Source organism: Oceanicaulis sp., assembly GCA_040112665.1.
Lineage (GTDB): Bacteria > Pseudomonadota > Alphaproteobacteria > Caulobacterales > Maricaulaceae > Oceanicaulis.
In genome coordinates this window covers 1,312,612-1,330,201 of record CP157796.1, presented here as the reverse complement: position 1 = coordinate 1,330,201, position 17,590 = coordinate 1,312,612, and the positions used below count along the sequence as shown (strand labels likewise).

At 67.9% G+C, this 17,590-nt stretch carries 21 protein-coding genes; 19 read left to right on the top strand and 2 right to left on the bottom strand.

Annotated elements, in window-relative coordinates:
* Nucleotides 1-81 precede the first annotated feature (81 nt).
* A complete protein-coding gene (locus tag ABL308_06285; GenBank protein XBQ17486.1) occupies nucleotides 82-729 on the top strand; it encodes a DUF2306 domain-containing protein in 648 nt (215 codons plus the stop codon).
* Here ABL308_06285 and ABL308_06280 read toward each other — a convergent pair.
* The gene (locus tag ABL308_06280) at nucleotides 696-1,454 is read right to left on the bottom strand and encodes a LytTR family DNA-binding domain-containing protein (protein XBQ17485.1); all 759 of its coding nucleotides are present in this window, start codon (nucleotides 1,452-1,454) and stop codon (nucleotides 696-698) included. The two genes, ABL308_06285 and ABL308_06280, sit on opposite strands and share 34 nt — an antisense overlap.
* Nucleotides 1,455-1,622: 168 nt before the next feature.
* On the opposite strand from ABL308_06280, the gene ABL308_06275 reads away from it, so the two are divergent.
* The 16 genes from ABL308_06275 (at nucleotide 1,623) to ABL308_06200 (ending at nucleotide 15,596) form a co-directional block, all read left to right on the top strand.
* On the top strand, nucleotides 1,623-2,111 hold the full coding sequence (locus ABL308_06275; protein ID XBQ17484.1) for a DUF2141 domain-containing protein: 489 nt from the start codon (nucleotides 1,623-1,625) through the stop codon (nucleotides 2,109-2,111).
* Entirely contained in the window at nucleotides 2,108-2,500 is a 393-nt protein-coding gene (locus ABL308_06270; protein ID XBQ17483.1) for a DUF2306 domain-containing protein, read from the top strand. Before ABL308_06275 ends, ABL308_06270 begins: the two co-directional genes overlap by 4 nt.
* A gap of 113 nt (nucleotides 2,501-2,613) precedes the next feature.
* Complete coding sequence (locus ABL308_06265) at nucleotides 2,614-3,828, top strand: alkaline phosphatase D family protein (protein XBQ17482.1); 1,215 nt, start codon at nucleotides 2,614-2,616, stop codon at nucleotides 3,826-3,828.
* Nucleotides 3,829-3,941: 113 nt separating this feature from the next.
* Nucleotides 3,942-4,463 carry a hypothetical protein gene (locus ABL308_06260; protein ID XBQ17481.1) on the top strand — a complete coding sequence of 174 codons (522 nt, stop codon included), beginning with the start codon at nucleotides 3,942-3,944 and terminating at the stop codon, nucleotides 4,461-4,463.
* 97 nt (nucleotides 4,464-4,560) lie between these two features.
* Nucleotides 4,561-5,838 carry an MFS transporter gene (locus ABL308_06255; GenBank protein XBQ17480.1) on the top strand — a complete coding sequence of 426 codons (1,278 nt, stop codon included), beginning with the start codon at nucleotides 4,561-4,563 and terminating at the stop codon, nucleotides 5,836-5,838.
* Complete coding sequence (locus tag ABL308_06250; protein XBQ17479.1) at nucleotides 5,835-6,131, top strand: hypothetical protein; 297 nt, start codon at nucleotides 5,835-5,837, stop codon at nucleotides 6,129-6,131. Before ABL308_06255 ends, ABL308_06250 begins: the two co-directional genes overlap by 4 nt.
* A gap of 131 nt (nucleotides 6,132-6,262) precedes the next feature.
* The gene (sucC, locus tag ABL308_06245; GenBank protein ID XBQ17478.1) at nucleotides 6,263-7,456 is read left to right on the top strand and encodes an ADP-forming succinate--CoA ligase subunit beta; all 1,194 of its coding nucleotides are present in this window, start codon (nucleotides 6,263-6,265) and stop codon (nucleotides 7,454-7,456) included.
* Nucleotides 7,457-7,522: 66 nt separating this feature from the next.
* Nucleotides 7,523-7,747 (top strand): DUF2188 domain-containing protein, encoded by a 225-nt coding sequence (locus ABL308_06240; protein ID XBQ17477.1) that lies wholly within the window; start codon nucleotides 7,523-7,525, stop codon nucleotides 7,745-7,747.
* Between the two features lie 55 nt (nucleotides 7,748-7,802).
* A complete protein-coding gene (locus ABL308_06235; protein ID XBQ17476.1) occupies nucleotides 7,803-8,048 on the top strand; it encodes a hypothetical protein in 246 nt (81 codons plus the stop codon).
* Nucleotides 8,045-8,296: a DUF6364 family protein gene (locus ABL308_06230; protein XBQ17475.1), complete on the top strand. Its 252-nt coding sequence runs from the start codon at nucleotides 8,045-8,047 to the stop codon at nucleotides 8,294-8,296. The genes ABL308_06235 and ABL308_06230 overlap by 4 nt, the downstream gene beginning before the upstream one ends.
* Nucleotides 8,286-8,711, top strand: coding sequence for a PIN domain-containing protein (locus ABL308_06225; protein ID XBQ17474.1), 426 nt, complete (start codon nucleotides 8,286-8,288; stop codon nucleotides 8,709-8,711). Before ABL308_06230 ends, ABL308_06225 begins: the two co-directional genes overlap by 11 nt.
* Nucleotides 8,712-8,714: 3 nt before the next feature.
* The gene (gene sucD / locus ABL308_06220; protein XBQ17473.1) at nucleotides 8,715-9,617 is read left to right on the top strand and encodes a succinate--CoA ligase subunit alpha; all 903 of its coding nucleotides are present in this window, start codon (nucleotides 8,715-8,717) and stop codon (nucleotides 9,615-9,617) included.
* A 137-nt stretch (nucleotides 9,618-9,754) separates the two neighbouring features.
* On the top strand, nucleotides 9,755-10,294 hold the full coding sequence (locus tag ABL308_06215; protein XBQ17472.1) for a GAF domain-containing protein: 540 nt from the start codon (nucleotides 9,755-9,757) through the stop codon (nucleotides 10,292-10,294).
* Nucleotides 10,295-10,456: 162 nt separating this feature from the next.
* The gene (locus ABL308_06210) at nucleotides 10,457-13,450 is read left to right on the top strand and encodes a 2-oxoglutarate dehydrogenase E1 component (protein ID XBQ17471.1); all 2,994 of its coding nucleotides are present in this window, start codon (nucleotides 10,457-10,459) and stop codon (nucleotides 13,448-13,450) included.
* 27 nt (nucleotides 13,451-13,477) lie between these two features.
* Complete coding sequence (odhB, locus tag ABL308_06205) at nucleotides 13,478-15,046, top strand: 2-oxoglutarate dehydrogenase complex dihydrolipoyllysine-residue succinyltransferase (GenBank protein ID XBQ17470.1); 1,569 nt, start codon at nucleotides 13,478-13,480, stop codon at nucleotides 15,044-15,046.
* A gap of 109 nt (nucleotides 15,047-15,155) precedes the next feature.
* Complete coding sequence (locus ABL308_06200) at nucleotides 15,156-15,596, top strand: hypothetical protein (protein XBQ17469.1); 441 nt, start codon at nucleotides 15,156-15,158, stop codon at nucleotides 15,594-15,596.
* Here the strand turns inward: ABL308_06200 and ABL308_06195 are convergent, their stop codons facing one another.
* The gene (locus ABL308_06195) at nucleotides 15,597-15,854 is read right to left on the bottom strand and encodes a hypothetical protein (GenBank protein ID XBQ17468.1); all 258 of its coding nucleotides are present in this window, start codon (nucleotides 15,852-15,854) and stop codon (nucleotides 15,597-15,599) included. It abuts the gene before it with no gap.
* Between the two features lie 136 nt (nucleotides 15,855-15,990).
* On the opposite strand from ABL308_06195, the gene ABL308_06190 reads away from it, so the two are divergent.
* Nucleotides 15,991-16,866 (top strand): dienelactone hydrolase family protein, encoded by an 876-nt coding sequence (locus ABL308_06190; protein ID XBQ17467.1) that lies wholly within the window; start codon nucleotides 15,991-15,993, stop codon nucleotides 16,864-16,866.
* 36 nt (nucleotides 16,867-16,902) lie between these two features.
* Nucleotides 16,903-17,589 carry a glutathione S-transferase family protein gene (locus tag ABL308_06185; GenBank protein XBQ17717.1) on the top strand — a complete coding sequence of 229 codons (687 nt, stop codon included), beginning with the start codon at nucleotides 16,903-16,905 and terminating at the stop codon, nucleotides 17,587-17,589.
* Nucleotide 17,590 lies beyond the last annotated feature (1 nt).

The following is a 17,590-nucleotide window of genomic DNA, read 5'->3' as shown; positions in this document are numbered from 1 at the left end:
GGCGCCGCTGGCGAAGGCGGGTCTGGGCGCACGCCGCGATCGGCGCGATCGATCTGTCACGACAAAGACGGAGCGACCCTCATGGCAGTCCCCACACTCAGCTGGCCGAGCCGGATCGGTCTCGGCGTCCTCGCGGTCTTCGCCTTCGCCGTGGCGGCCGTCTCGCTGCGCTATCTCATGGCCGATCCGCCTGCGGCGCCGCCGGAAGTCGTCGCGAACCGGTTCGCAGACCCGTTCCTGCCGATCCATGCCGGCTTCGCCGCGCTCGCGCTTGCCATCGGGCCGGTGCAGTTCCTGCCCCGGCTGCGGCGGTCCCTGCCCTGGCTGCATCGCGCCGTCGGCGTGACGTATGTGACGGCCTGCCTTGCGGGCGGCGTTTCAGGGCTCGCCCTGGCTGTCGGTACGACCAGCGGACCGGTTGCGGCGGCGGGTTTCGGCGGGCTCGCGATCGCCTGGCTCCTCACGACCGGCCGGGGACTGGCCCTCGCGCTGGCCGGGCGCTTCGCCGAGCATCGCCGCTGGATGATCCGAAGCTACGCCCTGACGCTGGCCGCCGTGACGCTGCGCCTTCAACTGCCTGCCAGCGCGATGATGGATCTACCGTTCGAGACCGCCTATCCGGCGATCGCCTTCCTGTGCTGGGTCCCCAATCTCGTGCTGGCCGAGCTGTGGATCGCGGCCACCGGGCGGCTCGGTCAGAACCAGCCCGCCTCGCGCAGCGCGGGATAGTAGGTGCGGCTGACCGGCGCTTCGGCGCCGTCTTTCAGGATCAGCGTCCCCCGGCCGTCGCCCTTGCGCGCGTCGGTGACGGCCTCGCGCGCCACCCACCAGGAGCGGTGGGTCTGCGCGCCGTCCACGCCCTCCATAGCCGCGACCGCGTCCGACAGGCGCATCAGGATCAGCGCTTCGCCCAGGTCGGTGCGCACGCGCAGATAATGATCCTCGCTGGTCAGCGACAGGATCGGTGCGGTCCTCAGCCGGTGCGGCAGCTTGTCGGTCAGCGCGCGGGCGGGACGCAAAGGCGCGTCCCGATCCGCCGCCTCTCGCCGTTCGGACAGCTTGGTGACGGCGTAGATCACCGCAGCGACGAAACCGGAGATGACGAAGACCGGGGGGTAGGTTCGCAACAGCTCGGTCGGATCGAACCCGCCGCCGAACGCGCCTTCCAGCCCGACGACCGCCACCGACACGGGGACTGACAGAAACGCGGCGGCGAGCACGTAGACCGCCCACTCGGGCAGTTTCGGAAACAGGCGCGGCAGCAGCTCGCCTGCGCCATGGCCGAACAGGGCGCCGAAGCCGATCAGCGCGACCCAGTAGAGCCAGACCTGCGGCCATCCGATCTGATGGGTGCCGAACGGCCCGATCAGAGCCAGGAACGTGCCGACCCCGACGACCAGGGCGGCCGAGCGCATCGCACCGCGTGCGTGCTGCATGATCGTCCGCCCGGCCATGGCTCGTCCTCCCCGCCTTCCGTTCGCGAAGCGCGAACGGACGCGCCCCGCCCGTTCACGTGAAACTCCGGTCGATCCGCGAACCGTCGCTTTTTCGCCCGCCAGGCCGCCGTCATCAAGATTTCCGCCGCCGGCGATCACCTCCGGCTGACGCATAAGGAGACCGTCATGCACGTCGTACTGAAATCCGCGCTCGCGGCGGGCCTCGCCGCCGCCGGCGTCATCGCCTTCACCCCTGCGCCTGCGATCCACGCCGCCGCCTTGCTGACCGAGCGCACCGAGACGGCGCTGCAATCGGAACTGCGGGTGCGCGTAACCGGCGTCGCCAGCCACGAAGGTCAGGTCTGGATCGGCGTCTACGCCGACGAGGCGTCCTATGCGGCGGGCGACGAAATCGCACAGACGATGACGCCGGCCGATCCGGCCGGGGTGACTGCGGCGTTCGACGGGCTCGCGCCGGGCCGGTACGCCGTGATCACGTTTCACGACGCCAATGCGAACAATGACTTCGACCGCAACTTCCTGGGCATGCCCTCCGAGCGGTTCGGGTTTTCCAACCTGTCGCCGCGCATGCGCCGGGCGCGTTGGGAGGAAGCCGCGTTCGACCATCAGGGCGATCAGACGGTCACCGTCGAACTGGTGGGGCCGGGCCGATGAATATCGAAGCCTTCCTCGCCGCGCCCGTCATCGTGCAGGCCCATGCGCTTGCCGCGATCGGCGCGCTGGGCCTGGGGGCGGTGCAGTTCACCGCGCCCAAGGGGACGATCCCCCACCGAACGTTCGGCTATCTCTGGGTCGGGCTGATGGTGTTCACGGCCATAAGCGCGATCTTCATCCGCCAGATCAATGACGGCGCTTTCAGCTGGATCCATATCCTGGTGCCGATCACCCTGTTCGGCACGATAGAGCTGGCGGTGCGCGCGCGCCGGGGGCTCACCGCCAAGCACCGGACGAGCGCGCTGGTGCTGTTTTTCGCCGCGCTGACCATCCCCGGCCTTCTGACGCTCACGCCGGGACGGCTCGGCCATGCGGTGTTTTTCAGCTGAGGCGGCCCGGCGGCGCAGCGTCCCGCACGGGGCGGGATCATTGATTTGTCGCCCGATCGGGGTAAACCCGTCGCTGATACAGCGCGCGGGGGCGCGCGAACGGAGACTGCATCATGATCCGCACCGCTCTTCTCGCCGCCGCCGGGGTGTTCGCCCTGGCCGCCTGCGCCGAACCTGTCGCCGAGCAGCCCGCAGGCCTCGATCTGCCGCGGCCCGACAGCGAGACCCTCGCCGACGCGGGGCTCTACGAAGCCCCCTCCACCCCGGTCGAGGCGCTCGCGCCGTTCTACGCCCAGCTGGAATACGACCCGCCCGTCGCGCCGGCCGGCCCGCCGCTCCCGGGTCTGGACGCGGTGCTGACCTCGATCGCGTTCGGCTCGTGCAACACCGCCGAGCGGGAGATCCCGATCCTTCAGACCATCGCGGCGGAGGACCACGACCTCTTCATGTATATCGGCGACAACGTGTACGGCGACGCCCGGCTCTACGACGCCACCCTGCCCGAGCTGCGCGAGGCCTATCACCAGCTCGCCGACCGGCCCGAGTTTCAGGTCCTGCGCGCCGCCTTCCCCATGCTGGCGACCTGGGACGACCATGATTACGGCATGAACGACATGGGCGCGGACTTCCCCTTCAAGGGCTTCGCGCAGACCCTGTTCCTCGATTTCTGGCGCGCGCCGGCCGACGACGTCCGCCGCGACCGGCCGGGCATCTATGAGTCCCATGTGTTCGGGCCCGAAGGCCGGCGCGTTCAGATCATCCTTCTGGACACCCGGTATTTCCGCACCGGCCTCACCCCGACCGACGAGCGCGGCGCTGTGGGCAAGGAGCGCTACCTGCCCAGCGCCGATCCCGAACAGTCCATGCTGGGCGAGACCCAGTGGGCCTGGCTCGAGGAGCAGCTTCAGGTTCCCGCCGATCTGCGGCTTCTGGTCAGCTCCATCCAGGTGCACGCCGACGGGCACGGCTGGGAAGCCTGGCGCACCATGCCGCTCGAGCGTCAGCGGCTTTACGACATGATCGGGCAGACCGGCGCGAACGGCGTGGTGCTCGTCTCCGGCGACCGTCACTCCTCGGGCCTCTATGTGCGCGAGGACGTCGCGCCCTATCCGCTCTACGAGATCACCTCGTCGTCTCTGAACATGAGCTTCCGCGACGAGAACAACGAGCCTGGTCCGCACCGGATCGGAGCGATGTACGCGCCGGTCAATTACGGCGTCATCGGCATCGACTGGGAAGGCGGCGAACTCGCTCTTCAGATCAAGGACGAAGCCGGCGAAGTCGTGCGCGACCAGCGGGTGAACCTCGCCGCCATCGGCGCACGCTAGCGCCGTGACATAGATGCGACTCCGCCCGGCGGCCGCGCTGAGCGAACGCCGGGCGGACTTGCGCGCGCCTGCGAGGGAGCGCTTTTATCGTCGCGGCTCTGAGGGGGGCCGCGATGATGAATTTCCGCACCGACCGCGACACTGAGGGCGACGCTGGCGCGCATTTCGCCGACGGCGCGGCCTGCCCGCCGCCGCCCCGGCCGGGCGAGACCCCGATCGATCTCGTCGTGGGTCTGGCCATGCGGTTCGCCCTGATCGTGCAGTTCCTGGGCTGGGCCTACGCCAACACGGCGAGCCCGCCGGACCGGTTGTCCCTGCAGGACTGGCTCGATCCCGCCCCGGGGCTCAGAGAGGCGGCGTCGGTCTGGACGCTCGGCGGCGTCGATCCGGGGTTCGCCGCCTTCGTGCTTCTGGCGAGTGCGGTGGTGCTCTCGCTGTCGCTCGCAGCGGGGTTCCTGACGCGGATCTCAGGACTTCTGGTGGTGACGGGCGCGGTCTGGCACGTCATGTTCGTGCTGCCCGAGGCCTGGCCCTCGACGCTGGCCTACGCTGCGATCGGGGGATACCTGGCGCTGCGCGGCGCCGGGCCGGTCTCGATCGACTGGATCCTCGCCCGGCTCGCGCGGATCGGCTGATTGCGGCGGATATGAGCGGGCGCGCTTGAACCCGCGCGCGGCGCGTGGCTTTGTAGCGCCGAACCCTCCCTTCCCCGGCCCCCGAACGGACCCGCCCATGCTCGTCTACCGCAATGTCGCGACCGTCATGGCGGCGACGATCTTTCTGCAGATCGCCGGCGGCGCGCTGGGCGTGGCGCTGCCGCTGGCGATGAACGCGCAAGGCTGGGCGGAGATCGCCATCGGCGGCGTGATCGCCGCCTATGCGGCGGGCTTCATGGCCGGCGCCTTCACCGCGCCGCGGGTGATCCGCGCGATCGGTCATATCCGCGCCTACGCCGCCTATGCGGGCGGGGCGGCGGCGGTGACGCTGATGCTGGCGCTGGCCAGCGACTTCACCTTTTGGACGATCGCGCGCTTCGGCTTCGGGGTCTGCGCGGCGGGTATTTTCGCGGTCTCTGAAAGCTGGATCGCCGACGCCACCCCGGCCGAACGCCGCGGCGCGGTGATCGGCGTGTATCAGATCCTCGGCCGGGCCGGGCTGATCGCCGGGCCGTTCCTGGTCGCCCTGCCGCCCTTCGACCTGACCGACGGCTTCATCATTTCAGGCATCTTCCTGTCGCTGTCGCTGGTGCCGGTGGTGTTCACCCTGCGCCGCCAGCCCTCCCCGCCGAGCACTGAAAGCGTCTCGCCGCTGCGCCTGTTCGACATCGCTCCGTCTGCGGCTGCTGCGGTGTTCGTTGCAGGCGTCGTGAATTCAGGCCTGCTCGCCTTCGTGCCGATCTGGGCGGAAGGGCTCGCCGGCGGGCCGACGGCCAGTGCGGCGGCGACGGTGATCGCGGTGATCTACGCCGCCTCGATGCTGACCCAGCTGCCCGCCGGCATGGTGTCCGACCGGTTCGACCGGCGCCTGGTGGTCGCAGCTTTGGCCGCCGCCGCAGCCCTGTTCGCCATCGTGCTTGCGGTGATCCCGGCCCCGGGCCTGTGGGCCGGGGCGGGGCTCGCCGGGCTGTGGGGGGCGGCGTCGCTGGCCTATTACGGCGTCGCGGTCGCGCACGCCGCGGACCGCTCGCGGATCGAGGAGCTGCCCTCGATCGCGTCCGGGCTGCTTCTGGTCTGGGCCGCCGGCGCGGTGGTGGGACCGATCCTGGCCGGGATCGCCTATTCCGGACCGCTGGGCGCGCGCGGGCTGTTTCTCTTCGGCGCGTTCTTCTCGATGGTTCTGTGCGCGGTGATGTTCATCCGCCGCCAGCGCCGCAAGGCCGTCAACGAGGCCGAGCGCGAGCCCTTCGTCTATCTGTCCGCCACGTCAGGCGAGCTCGCGGAGATCGAGTCCCCCGACTTCGACGACCCGGCCCCGGACGTGCCGGCGCGCAGCGGCGAGGGGAGCGCTTGAGCGCGATCGCCGTCATCCTGCCTGCGCTGGCGGGCGCGCTGATCGCGCTACAGCTGCGCGAGCGGCTGCGCGCGCTGGGCTTCCTGTCCTTCATGGGATGGGCGCTTCTGGGCGCGGGCGTGCCGGTTCTGGCCGGGCAGCTTCTGGCGCTCGGCATCGTGGGCGGCGCGGACGCGGCGGTCGGAGAGGCGCGCGCAGGCTGGGTGCAGATCGCGCTGGCGGCGGGATTGTCGGGCGGTCTGGGCTGGGCGGCGGGGGCGCTGAGCGCCCGCTTCACCGGCGGGGCGCGCTAAGACCAAAGACGGAGCGCCGAGCCGCGTTGCGCGAGGTCGCGCCGGTGTTATAACGCCTCCCGAATCCCGCCCGCGGCCCGTCCGGCGCCCGCGTTTCGTTTCGCCCTTCCATTTGCGAGAGCACCCGGCCCATGAACATTCACGAGCATCAGGCCAAGGCCCTTCTGAAATCCTTCGGCGCGCCCGTCGCGGACGGCGTGGCCGTTTTCACCGTCGAAGAGGCGGTGAAGGCCGCCGACCAGCTGCCCGGCCCGCTCTATGTCGTGAAATCGCAGATCCACGCCGGCGGCCGCGGCAAGGGCAAGTTCAAGGAGCTCGGCCCCGACGCGAAGGGCGGCGTGCGCCTCGCCTTCTCAAAGGAAGACGTCGAGAAACACGTTCGCGAGATGCTCGGCAACACGCTGGTGACCCACCAGACCGGCCCGGCCGGCAAGCAGGTCAACCGGCTCTACATCGAGGACGGCGCGGACATCGCCACCGAGCTCTACTGCTCGCTTCTGGTGAACCGCGAGACCGGCCAGGTCGCCTTCGTGGTCTCCACCGAAGGCGGCATGGACATCGAGCAGGTCGCCGAAGAGACGCCTGAGAAGATCATCACGGTCAATATCGACCCCGAGGCGGGCGTTACCGAGGCCGATGCGGCCAAGCTCGCCGACGCGCTGGAGCTGAAAGACGCCGCGCGCGAAGACATGGAGAGCCTCGCGCCGACGCTCTACAAGGCGTTCGTCGAGAAGGACATGAGCCTTCTGGAGATCAACCCGCTGATCGTCATGGAGAATGGCCGGCTGCGCGTGCTGGATGCGAAAGTGTCCTTCGACGGCAACGCCCTGTTCCGCCACGAGGACATCCGCGAGCTGCGCGACCTCACCGAGGAAGACCAGAAAGAAATCGAGGCGAGCAAGTACGACCTCGCCTATATCGCGCTCGACGGCGATATCGGCTGCATGGTCAACGGCGCGGGCCTGGCCATGGCGACGATGGACATCATCAAGCTCTACGGCGCGGAGCCGGCGAACTTCCTCGATGTGGGCGGCGGCGCCAGCAAGGAGAAGGTCACCGCGGCCTTCAAGATCATCACCGCCGACCCGAACGTCAAAGGCATCCTGGTCAACATCTTCGGCGGCATCATGCGCTGCGACGTCATCGCCGAGGGCGTCATCGCCGCGGTGAAGGAAGTCGGCCTGAAAGTCCCGCTGGTCGTGCGCCTGGAAGGCACGAATGTCGAGCAGGGCAAGACGCTCCTGAACGAAAGCGGTCTGGACATCACGTCGGCCGACGATCTCGACGATGCCGCGCAGAAGATCACCAAGGCGGTGAAGGGGTAGGCGACTAGGCGTTCTTAATTTGTTCTGGTATTCTGCTTTCGGTCGTCGATTCGGAAGGAGATCATCATGGCGAAGAAGGACCAGCATGTCGTTCCGCACAATGGCGCTTGGGCGGTAAAGTCCGCCGGGGCGACGCGGGCCGGATCTGTTCATGAAACGCAAGCCGCAGCGATTGAAGCCGCCAAAGGCCGTGCTCAATCGCAAGGTAGTGAGATGTTCATTCATGGACGGAACGGCCAAATTCGCGAACGGAATACGTACGGTAAAGACCCGTATCCGCCGAAAGGCTGATTGATACGCAGCGCCCCACAGGTTATGTGTAACACATAATCCGTGGAGCGTTTTGGTGTCCAAGACCCTCAGCCTCGCCGTCGAGTCGGATATCGCCGAGCGCGCCCGCCCCGTAGCGGAGGCGTTGGGTGTGAGCGTTGACGCGCTCGCCGGTGAGCTGCTCGCGGCGGTGGCCGCATCGCCCGAAAACCCCGGATTGGCCGAAGAGCGGCTATGCACGATCGTGGCGCGCTTCGAGCGCGCCACGAGCCGTCACCGCCCCATGCGCGCGGACATCTACAAAGGGTATCGGTGCCCATGACCAAGAACCTCACCCTCGCCATCGACGAAGACCTGCTGGACCGCGCGCGCGTCGTCGCGGCGATGAAGCGGACAAGCGTCAACGCCATGATCCGTGAGTATCTCGAGCGCGTGGTGCAGGCCGAGCGTGAAGCTGACGAGGTGACGCAGGAGCTTTTAAAGCTCGCGGAGACCAGCGAAGCGCGCATGGGCGACTGGCGTCCGAGCCGCGACGAGACCTATTCGGGGCTCCCGCGCTTTGATCGTTGAGACGTTCCTTGATTCCAACGTGCTGATCTACGCGGCGACCGGGCGGATCGACGCGCCGGAAAAGTACGCCGTCGCGCGCGGGCTTCTGACCACCGAATTCGGGACGTCCGCCCAGGTGCTCGGCGAGTTCTACTCCAACGTCATCCGCAAGGGCGACGTGCCGCTGGACCCGGCTTCGGCGAAGCGCTGGGTGGAACTGCTCGCCCGCAAGCCCCTTCAGGTCAACGACGCCTCCGTCGCGTTCCGGGCCGTCGACCTCTCCCAGCGCTACCAGATCCGCTATTGGGACGCCGCCATTCTTGCCGCGGCTGAAAAGCTCGGCGCGAAAACCGTCTATTCCGAAGACCTCAACCACGGCCAGACCTACGGCGCCGTGACCGTCATCAACCCCTTCCTCGAAACCCAAGAAGGATAATCCATGTCCGTCCTCGTCAATCGCGACACCAAGGTTCTCGTCCAGGGCCTGACCGGCAAGACCGGCACCTTCCACACCGAGCAGGCGCTGGCCTATCACGGCACCAAGATGGTCGGCGGCGTGCACCCCAGGAAGGGCGGCGAAAGCTGGACCGGCAAGGGCGGCGAGAGCCTGCCGATCTTCGCTAGCGTCGCCGAGGGCAAGGAGCGCACCGGCGCGACGGCCTCGGTCGTCTACGTGCCGCCCGCCGGCGCGGCCGACGCGATCATCGAGGCGATCGACGCCGGCATCGAGCTGATCACCTGCATCACTGAGGGCATCCCGGTGATGGACATGGTGCGCGTAAAGGCGAAGCTCGAAAAATCGAACTCGCGCCTGCTGGGCCCGAACTGCCCCGGCGTGCTGACCCCCGAAGAGTGCAAGATCGGCATCATGCCGGGCTCGATCTTCTCCAAGGGCTCGGTGGGCGTCGTGTCGCGTTCGGGCACGCTGACCTATGAGGCTGTGTTCCAGACCACCAATGCGGGCCTGGGCCAGACCACGGCCGTCGGCATCGGCGGCGATCCGGTGAAAGGCACCGAATTCATCGACGTGCTGGAGATGTTCCTCGCCGACGAGGAGACCAAATCCATCATCATGATCGGCGAAATCGGCGGCAGCGCCGAGGAAGACGCCGCCCAGTTCCTCAAGGACGAAGCGAAGAAGGGCCGCAAGAAGCCGATGGCCGGCTTCATCGCGGGCCGCACCGCGCCTCCGGGCCGGACCATGGGCCACGCCGGCGCGATCGTCGCCGGCGGCAAAGGCGGCGCGGAAGACAAGATCGAGGCCATGCGTTCGGCCGGCATCGCCATCGCCGACAGCCCGGCCCGCATGGGCGTCACGCTGGCCGAGGCGTTGAAGGGCTAGGCTTCGGCTGTCGAACGAAGAGGCCCCGCCCGGCCTGTCCGGGCGGGGTCTTTCGTGCAGTTACATTTACGCCACGTTAGGCCGATCTGCTTCACTGAACATGCTCAACACTAATCGCACGAGCGAGACCTGAGCTGATGTCGATCGAGCAGAAACGCGTCGAAGCCCTGCGCGCCTACCAGATCCTGGACACCGCGCCGCACCCCAGCTTCGAGTGCGTGACGCGCACCGCCCAGGCGGCGTTCGAGGCGCCGATCGCGCTGATTTCACTGGTCGACGACTACCGTCAATGGTTCAAGGCCTGCATCGGCCTCGACGTGCGCGAGACCCCGCGCGAATTTTCCTTCTGCGCCCACGCCATCGAGCAGGACGGCGTGTTCGTCGTCGAGAACGCAGAGACCCACCCCGGCTTCAAGACCAACCCGCTCGTCACCGGGCCGCCCTTTATTCGCTTTTACGCCGGCGCTTCGATCCTCGATCCCGAAGGCTTCGCCCTGGGCACGGTCTGCGTCATCGATCGCACCCCGCGGACGATCAACGACCGCGAGCGCAAGGTGCTGGAGGGCCTGGCCGATTGCGCCATGAACGCCATCACGCTGCATGCCCAGAGCATCCTGCTCAAGCGCGCCGACCGGCTGATCAAGCGCCATCTGGGCCGGGAACTCGACGCCGCCTGACGCCGGTCGCCGGGAATAGAGCTGCGGTCCGTCTTCGACCAAGGTCCGATATCGGTCGCTGCGGGCTTCTCTTTCGGTCTGAAGAGGCATAAATGTGCGCCCGACCCCTTCGCGCGCGCGGGCTCCCGCGCGCTCCCTCCGCTCGCCGACCCCATGGCATCGATGGCTGACGCACGCTCGACACAGAACCAGACTTTCCTGGAAACCTCCTTCCTGTTCGGCGGCAACGCCGCCTATCTCGAACAGATGGCCGCCGCCTACGCCGAGAACCCGTCCTCGGTGCCGGAAAGCTGGCGCGCCTTTTTCGCCGAAGTCGGCGACGACCGCGCCGCGAGCCGGCACGCCGCGAAAGGCCCCGCCTGGAAGCGCAGCGACTGGCCGCGCCGGGCGAACGGCGAGATGGTCGCCGCCCTGGGCGACATCGAGGCCGACACGATCGCCCTGCCTGACGCGGTGGCCGGCCACAAGGGCGCAGGCGCGAGCCCGGAAGAGGTGCACGCCGCGGTGCGCGACTCCATCGCCGCGATCATGCTCATCCGCGCCTACCGGATGCGGGGCCATCTGGCGGCCGATCTCGACCCGCTGGGCCTGACCAATTTCGGTCACCAGCCCGAGCTCGACCCGTCCAGTTACGGCTTCACCGACGCGGACATGGACCGCGAGATCTTCATCAACGGCTATCTGGGGCTGGAGACCGCGACGGTCCGCCAGATGCTGGAGATCTTGAAGCGCACCTATTGCTCCACCTTCGCGGTGGAGTTCATGCACATCTCCAATCCCGACGAGAAGATGTGGCTGCAGGAGCGCATCGAGGGGCCGGACAAGGAGATCGCGTTCTCCAAGAACGGCAAGAAGGCGATCCTGAAAAAGCTCGTCGAGGCCGAAGGCTTCGAGCGCTTCCTGCACAAGCGCTATCCGGGCACCAAGCGGTTCGGGATCGACGGCGGCGAGGCGCTGGTCCCCGCGCTGGAACAGATCATCAAGCGCGGCGGCGCGCTGGGGATGAAGGAGATCATCCTCGGCATGCCGCACCGCGGCCGCCTGAACGTGCTCGCCGCCGTGATGGGCAAGCCCTATCACGTGATCTTCCACGAGTTTCAGGGCGGGGACTCGATGGGCGGCGAGGACTACGCCTCGGGCGATGTGAAATATCACCTGGGCTCGTCCTCGGACCGCGAGTTCGACGGCAACATGGTCCATCTGTCGCTGACGCCGAACCCGTCCCACCTCGAGGCGGTGAACCCGGTCGTTCTGGGCAAGGCGCGCGCCAAGCAGACCAAATACCGCCGCGAGCTCGGCGACGAGGTGAACACCTCGGAAATGGTGCTGCCGCTTCTGCTGCACGGCGATGCTGCGTTCGCCGGCCAAGGCATCGTGGCCGAGTGCTTCGGCCTGTCGGGCCTGAAAGGTCACCGCACGGGCGGCGCGATCCATTTCGTGGTCAACAATCAGATCGGCTTCACCACCGATCCCAAGGACAGCCGGTCCTCGCCCTATCCTTCCGACGTCGCGCTGATGGTCCAGGCGCCGATCTTCCACGTGAACGGCGACGACCCCGAAGCGGTGGTCTACGCCGCGAAGATCGCCACCGAATATCGCCAGCTCTTCGGCAAGGACGTGGTGGTGGACATGTTCTGCTATCGCCGCTTCGGCCATAACGAGGGCGACGATCCGAGCTTCACCCAGCCGCTGATGTACAAGGCGATCGCCGGGCGGCGCTCGACCCGGGAAATCTACGCCGAGCGGCTGACCGAAGAAGGCGTGATCAAGTCCGGCGAAGCGGACGCCTGGGCGGAAGAGTTCGAGAAATTCCTCGACGCTGAATTCGACTCCGGCAAGTCCTACAAGGCCAACAAGGCCGACTGGCTGGACGGCGTCTGGTCGGGCCTGGGGCTTCCCGAGGAAGACGACCGGCGCGGCCAGACCGCAGTCGACATCGACCGGGTGAAGTTCGTCGCCGACCGGATGACGACCGTTCCCGAGGGCCTGAACATCCACAAGACGCTTCGGCGCGTGCTCGACAACCGGCGCAAGGCGGTGCTCGAGGACGGCGACGGGATCGACTGGGCGACCGCCGAGCATCTCGCGTTCGGCACGCTCTTGGACGAGGGCTTCCCGGTGCGCCTGGCCGGCCAGGATTCAGGCCGCGGCACCTTCTCCCAGCGCCATTCGCATATCATCGATCAGGAGAGCGAGACCAAGTACACGCTGCTCAATCACCTCACTGAGGATCAGGCGCGCTACGAGGTCATCGATTCCATGCTCAGCGAGGAGGCGGTGCTCGGCTTCGAGTACGGCTACTCCACCTCCGCGCCCAACACGCTGACCATGTGGGAAGCGCAGTTCGGCGACTTCACCAACGGCGCTCAGGTCATCATCGACCAGTTCATCTCCAGCGCCGAGCGCAAATGGCTCAGGATGAGCGGCCTGGTGATGCTGCTGCCGCACGGCTATGAGGGCCAAGGCCCCGAACACAGCTCGGCCCGGCTCGAACGCTTCCTGCAGCAATGCGCCGAAGACAACATGCAGGTCGCCAATTGCTCGACCCCGGCGAACTATTTCCACATCCTGCGCCGTCAGATCCATCGCGGTTTCAGAAAGCCGCTGGTCCTGATGACGCCCAAGAGCCTGCTGCGCCACAAGCGCTGCATCTCCTCGCTGGTCGAGTTCGGCCCCGGCTCGAGCTTCCACCGCGTTCTGTGGGACGATGCGGACACCAAGGTGCGCAAGGGCCGCGACGACATCGCCGCGGGCCGCACCGAGATCAGGCTCGTCAAGGACGAGAAGATCCGCCGCGTCGTGCTGTGCTCGGGCAAGGTCTATTACGACCTGCTCGAAGAGCGCGAGAGCCGCGGGATCGACGACGTCTACATCCTGCGCGTCGAGCAGTTCTATCCCTTCCCCGCCAAGTCGGTGATCGACGAGCTCAAGCGCTTTGCGAACGCCGACGTGGTCTGGTGCCAGGAAGAGCCGCGCAATATGGGCGCGTGGACCTTCGTGGAGCCGTATATCGAGTTCTGCCTGGACAAGGCCGGTTCGAAGGTCTCCCGCCCGGCCTATGCGGGCCGTGCGCCGTCGGCCTCGACCGCGACGGGACTTCTGTCCAAGCACCAGGCCCAGCAAAAAGCCCTGATCGACGAAGCGCTCGGCGCCTAGACCGACGATACTGAGGAAACACCGCACATGACCGACATCTCCGTCCCGACCCTGGGCGAAAGCGTCTCCGAAGCCACCGTCGGCGCCTGGCAGGTCAAAGAAGGCGACCAGGTGAAGAAGGACGACGTGCTCGTCGAGCTGGAGACCGACAAGGTCTCCGTCGAGGTGCGCGCCGAAGCCGACGGCGTGATCGCCTCGATCAGCGCTCAGGAAGGCGAGACCGTCGAGATCGGCGCCAAGCTGGGCGAGCTCGAGGAAGGCGCGTCCGGCGGGTCGTCCAAGAGCGAAAAGAAGGCCGACGCGCCCAAGAAGGACGCCGAGCCGAAGAAAGCCGAAGCCAAATCGTCCGGCGGCGCCGATGGCGGGTCGGGCGGCGGTTCCATCGTCGAGGCCAAGGTCCCGGTGATGGGCGAGAGCGTCAGCGAAGGCCAGATCGGCGCGCTTCTGGTCAAGCCCGGCGACCGCGTCGAGCAGGACCAGGCGCTGATGGAGATCGAGACCGACAAGGTCGCCGTCGAGGTCCCCAGCCCCGTCGCGGGCGTGGTGGAGGAATTCACCGTCTCCGAAGGCGACACGGTCAGCCCTGATCAGGTCGTCGCGAAGATCCGCGAAGGCGCTTCGGGCGGCGGCGCGGCGAAGTCCGGCGCGGGCGACAGCTCGGGCCGCGAGGGCGGCTATGGCGGCGGCGAGAAGGAAAGCGCCGGCGGCCAGTCGGGCGGCAAGGCCATGCCGAGCGCCAAGCGCGTCGCAGCCGAGAACGATCTCGATCTTTCCAAGGTCGAAGGCACCGGCAAGGACGGCCGCGTGACCAAGGGCGATGCGCTGAAAGCCCTTGAAGGCGGCGCGCGCCCGGCCGCGCCTGCGCCCGCGCAGTCTTCCGCGCCGCGGGAGACCGGCGATCGCGAGGAGCGGGTGAAGATGACCCGGCTTCGCCAGACCATCGCCCGGCGCCTGAAAGAGGCGCAGAACACTGCGGCGATGCTGACGACCTATAACGAAGCGGACATGAGCGCGATCATGGCCCTTCGCAAGGAGATCCAGGACGACTTCGTCGCCAAGCACGGCGTGAAGCTGGGCTTCATGAGCTTCTTCGTGAAGGCCTGCGTCACCGCGCTGAAAGAGATCCCCGCGGTCAACGCCGAGATCGACGGCACGGACATCATCTACAAGAATTTCTACGACATGGGCGTGGCGGTCGGCACCGACCGGGGCCTGGTGGTGCCGGTGGTGCGCGACGCGGACCAGAAATCGCTCGCCGAAATCGAGAAATCGATCATGGATCTGGGCAAGCGCGCCCGGGACAACAAGCTCGGCCTCGAGGACATGCAGGGCGCGACCTTCACCCTGTCCAACGGCGGGGTTTACGGCTCGCTTCTGTCGAGCCCGATCCTGAACGCGCCGCAATCGGGCATTCTCGGCATGCACAAGATCCAGGAGCGCCCGGTCGCCATCGACGGTCAGGTGGTGATCCGCCCGATGATGTATCTGGCGCTGAGCTATGATCACCGCATCGTCGACGGCAAGGAGGCGGTGACCTTCCTGGTCCGCGTCAAGGAGAGCCTCGAAAACCCGCAGCGCATGCTGCTGGACATCTAGGCGGCTTCAAGCGCCCGAAGACAAAAGCCCCGGCCGCCCGGCCGGGGCTTTTTTGTTTCTCCACGGCTCTGCGTTGCGATAGATTACCCCTATAAAAAGGGAGGGTATCATGGCGGAAGCGAGCGTGGCTCCGGCGTCGAGGACGCCGATCTGGTTCTATGTCGTGGCCGTGCTGGCGGTGGTGTTCAATCTCGGAGGACTGTTCAGCTACGTGTCCTTGCAGCTCGGCGGCCCGCCCGCGGGCATGACGCCGGAGCAGACCGCCTATTTCGAAAGCTTCCCGGCCTGGTACGACGCGCTCTACGCGCTGACGGTCCACGCTTCGGTCGCCGCGGCGCTGCTTCTGGTGTTCCGCCGCAGGATCGCCGGGCCCGTCTTCGCCGCCGCGCTCGGGCTCTACCTGATCTCGTCGATCTGGCATTTCGGGGTGCGGGACGCGTTCGCGATCCTCGGCGCGGGCAATCTCGCCTTCAGCGCCGTGATCGGCGCCCAGCTCGCCGCGCTGTGGTGGTTCTCCCGCTTCAGCGAGAGGCGCGGCTGGCTGAAGTGATCACCGCCGGTTCCTCAGCCGGCTGAGCCCGGCGATCGCGCCGCCGAGCACCGCGCCCAGAAAGCCCGCCTCGAACGCGAAATAGAGGAAGGCGTGCGCGGCGAGTTCCTCGTCGAACTTCACCGCGCCGAGCACGTAAACCAGCACGACGGCGGTCAGAACGCCCAAGGCCACGCCGATCCCGGCGCCGGTCGCGATGCCTGCGAGCAGGTGACGGCGTGCGGGCTTGGGGGTTTTGGTGTGGGTCGGGGTGGCCATGAGAGCGCCCTCCTTGCCTGTTTGCTGACCAACGCGGGGGCGGAAGCGGCGTTCCGGTCCGCATTCGGCCCCGCCCGGCTTGAACCTCGGCCCGCACCGGGGCTTATTGCGGCGCAGGGTCTATCTGGGAACGGCGATGACGACGGCGCTCTGGATCGCGGGCGGGCTGGCCGCCGTGCTCGCCGCGTTCGCGGCGGGCGTGGCGTACGCGCTGTGGCGCCGGCTCACCGGCCGTCACATGCGCCGCGCCGAATACGCCGCCCGCCGCGCGCTGATCGAGCCTTACATGCGGACCCTCTACCCGCCGGGGCCGGGCCCGTTTCCCGCGGTTCTGATCCTTCACGGCTGCGGCGGGGTGCGCCAGGTCACCCAGGCCTACGCCGACGCGGCGGTGAAGGCGGGCTGCGCAGCCGTGATCGTCGACAGCCTGAAACCCCGCGGGATCGATTACGAGGCGGCGCTGGCCCAGGTCTGCACGGGACGGGTGCTGTGGGGGCGGGAGCGGGCGGGCGATCTCTACGCCGCGCTCGACGTGGCGCGCACCGATCCCAGGCTCGATTCGCGCAGGCTGGCGATCGCGGGCTGGAGCCATGGGGGCTGGACGATCCTGGACGGGCTGGCGCTGGCGCAGCTGCGCATCCCGCCTGACGGGATGCAGGCCGCGCCCTCCCGGCCCTTCGCGGGCGTGCGGGGGATATTCCTCGTCTACCCCTATGTGAGCGGCCCGGCGCTCGCCCGGCGCAACGCGATCGATCCGCCCTGCCCGATCGAGGCGGTGCTGGTGGAGGGCGATTCCATGGCCAGCGAGGACGACGCCGCGAGCGTGCTCGCCCGCGCGAAAGACGCCGGCGCGGCGGTCAGCTGGTCCACGCTGGGCGGGGTGACCCACGGCTATGACGAGCCCGACCATCACCCCGACTCCGCCCTGCGCTACGACGCCGAGGCGACCGCGCGCACGAAGGGCGCCTTCACCGATTTCCTGAAACGCCGGCTGAACCCGAAACCTCTGTGAGAAGACCGCTTAAGCGGCGTGGCGAACACCGCTAGCATGGCGCGCATGCGCACGCTTCACCACTGGCCCCTCGACCCCGCCTCCCGTCAGGCCCGCCTCGCCATGGCGGAGAAGGACCTCGCCTTCGAACTCGAAGCCTGGAAGTTCTGGGAGGCCCCTGAAGGCCTCACCGCGCTCAACCCGTCGGGCCTGCCGCCCGTGCTGGTCGATGACGCGCCGGGCGGCCGGGTGACGGTGTGCGAGGCGCGCGCGATCCTGGAATATCTCGAGGAGATCAAGCCCGAGCCCGCCCTGCTGCCCGGCGGGCCGGCCGACCGCGCCGAGGCGCGACGCATCGCGCACTGGTTCGACCGCAAGTTCGACGCCGAGGTCAGCGCCTTCCTGCTCCACGAAAAACTCGAAAAGCGCGTGCAGGGGCTGGGCGCGCCGGACATGGAGGCGATAAGGGAGGGGCGCGACTTCCTGCGCTGGCATCTCGACTATGTCGAAAAGCTTCTGGAGGTGCGCGACGGGCTCGCCGGGCCGCGCTTCACCCTGGCCGATCTCGCCGCCGCCGCGCACCTGAGCTGCATCGATTATCTCGGCGACGTGCCCTGGGACTCCTACCCCGCCGCCAAGGCCTGGTACGAGCGCATCAAATGCCGCCCCAGCTTCCGCCCGCTGCTGGCCGACCGCCTGCCCGGCATGCCGCCCGCGAACGGCTATCAGGATCTGGATTTCTAGG

Coding starts and splice junctions, on each gene's coding strand:
- ABL308_06210 (XBQ17471.1), top strand. CDS start 10,457: ATGGCTGACGCACGCTCGACACAGAACCAGACTTTCCTGGAAACCTCC.
- sucD (XBQ17473.1), top strand. CDS start 8,715: ATGTCCGTCCTCGTCAATCGCGACACCAAGGTTCTCGTCCAGGGCCTG.
- ABL308_06260 (XBQ17481.1), top strand. CDS start 3,942: ATGATGAATTTCCGCACCGACCGCGACACTGAGGGCGACGCTGGCGCG.
- ABL308_06195 (XBQ17468.1), bottom strand. CDS start 15,854: ATGGCCACCCCGACCCACACCAAAACCCCCAAGCCCGCACGCCGTCAC.
- ABL308_06240 (XBQ17477.1), top strand. CDS start 7,523: ATGGCGAAGAAGGACCAGCATGTCGTTCCGCACAATGGCGCTTGGGCG.
- ABL308_06285 (XBQ17486.1), top strand. CDS start 82: ATGGCAGTCCCCACACTCAGCTGGCCGAGCCGGATCGGTCTCGGCGTC.
- ABL308_06215 (XBQ17472.1), top strand. CDS start 9,755: ATGTCGATCGAGCAGAAACGCGTCGAAGCCCTGCGCGCCTACCAGATC.
- sucC (XBQ17478.1), top strand. CDS start 6,263: ATGAACATTCACGAGCATCAGGCCAAGGCCCTTCTGAAATCCTTCGGC.
- ABL308_06230 (XBQ17475.1), top strand. CDS start 8,045: ATGACCAAGAACCTCACCCTCGCCATCGACGAAGACCTGCTGGACCGC.
- ABL308_06265 (XBQ17482.1), top strand. CDS start 2,614: ATGATCCGCACCGCTCTTCTCGCCGCCGCCGGGGTGTTCGCCCTGGCC.
- ABL308_06185 (XBQ17717.1), top strand. CDS start 16,903: ATGGCGCGCATGCGCACGCTTCACCACTGGCCCCTCGACCCCGCCTCC.
- ABL308_06255 (XBQ17480.1), top strand. CDS start 4,561: ATGCTCGTCTACCGCAATGTCGCGACCGTCATGGCGGCGACGATCTTT.
- ABL308_06270 (XBQ17483.1), top strand. CDS start 2,108: ATGAATATCGAAGCCTTCCTCGCCGCGCCCGTCATCGTGCAGGCCCAT.
- odhB (XBQ17470.1), top strand. CDS start 13,478: ATGACCGACATCTCCGTCCCGACCCTGGGCGAAAGCGTCTCCGAAGCC.
- ABL308_06200 (XBQ17469.1), top strand. CDS start 15,156: ATGGCGGAAGCGAGCGTGGCTCCGGCGTCGAGGACGCCGATCTGGTTC.
- ABL308_06280 (XBQ17485.1), bottom strand. CDS start 1,454: ATGGCCGGGCGGACGATCATGCAGCACGCACGCGGTGCGATGCGCTCG.
- ABL308_06275 (XBQ17484.1), top strand. CDS start 1,623: ATGCACGTCGTACTGAAATCCGCGCTCGCGGCGGGCCTCGCCGCCGCC.
- ABL308_06190 (XBQ17467.1), top strand. CDS start 15,991: ATGACGACGGCGCTCTGGATCGCGGGCGGGCTGGCCGCCGTGCTCGCC.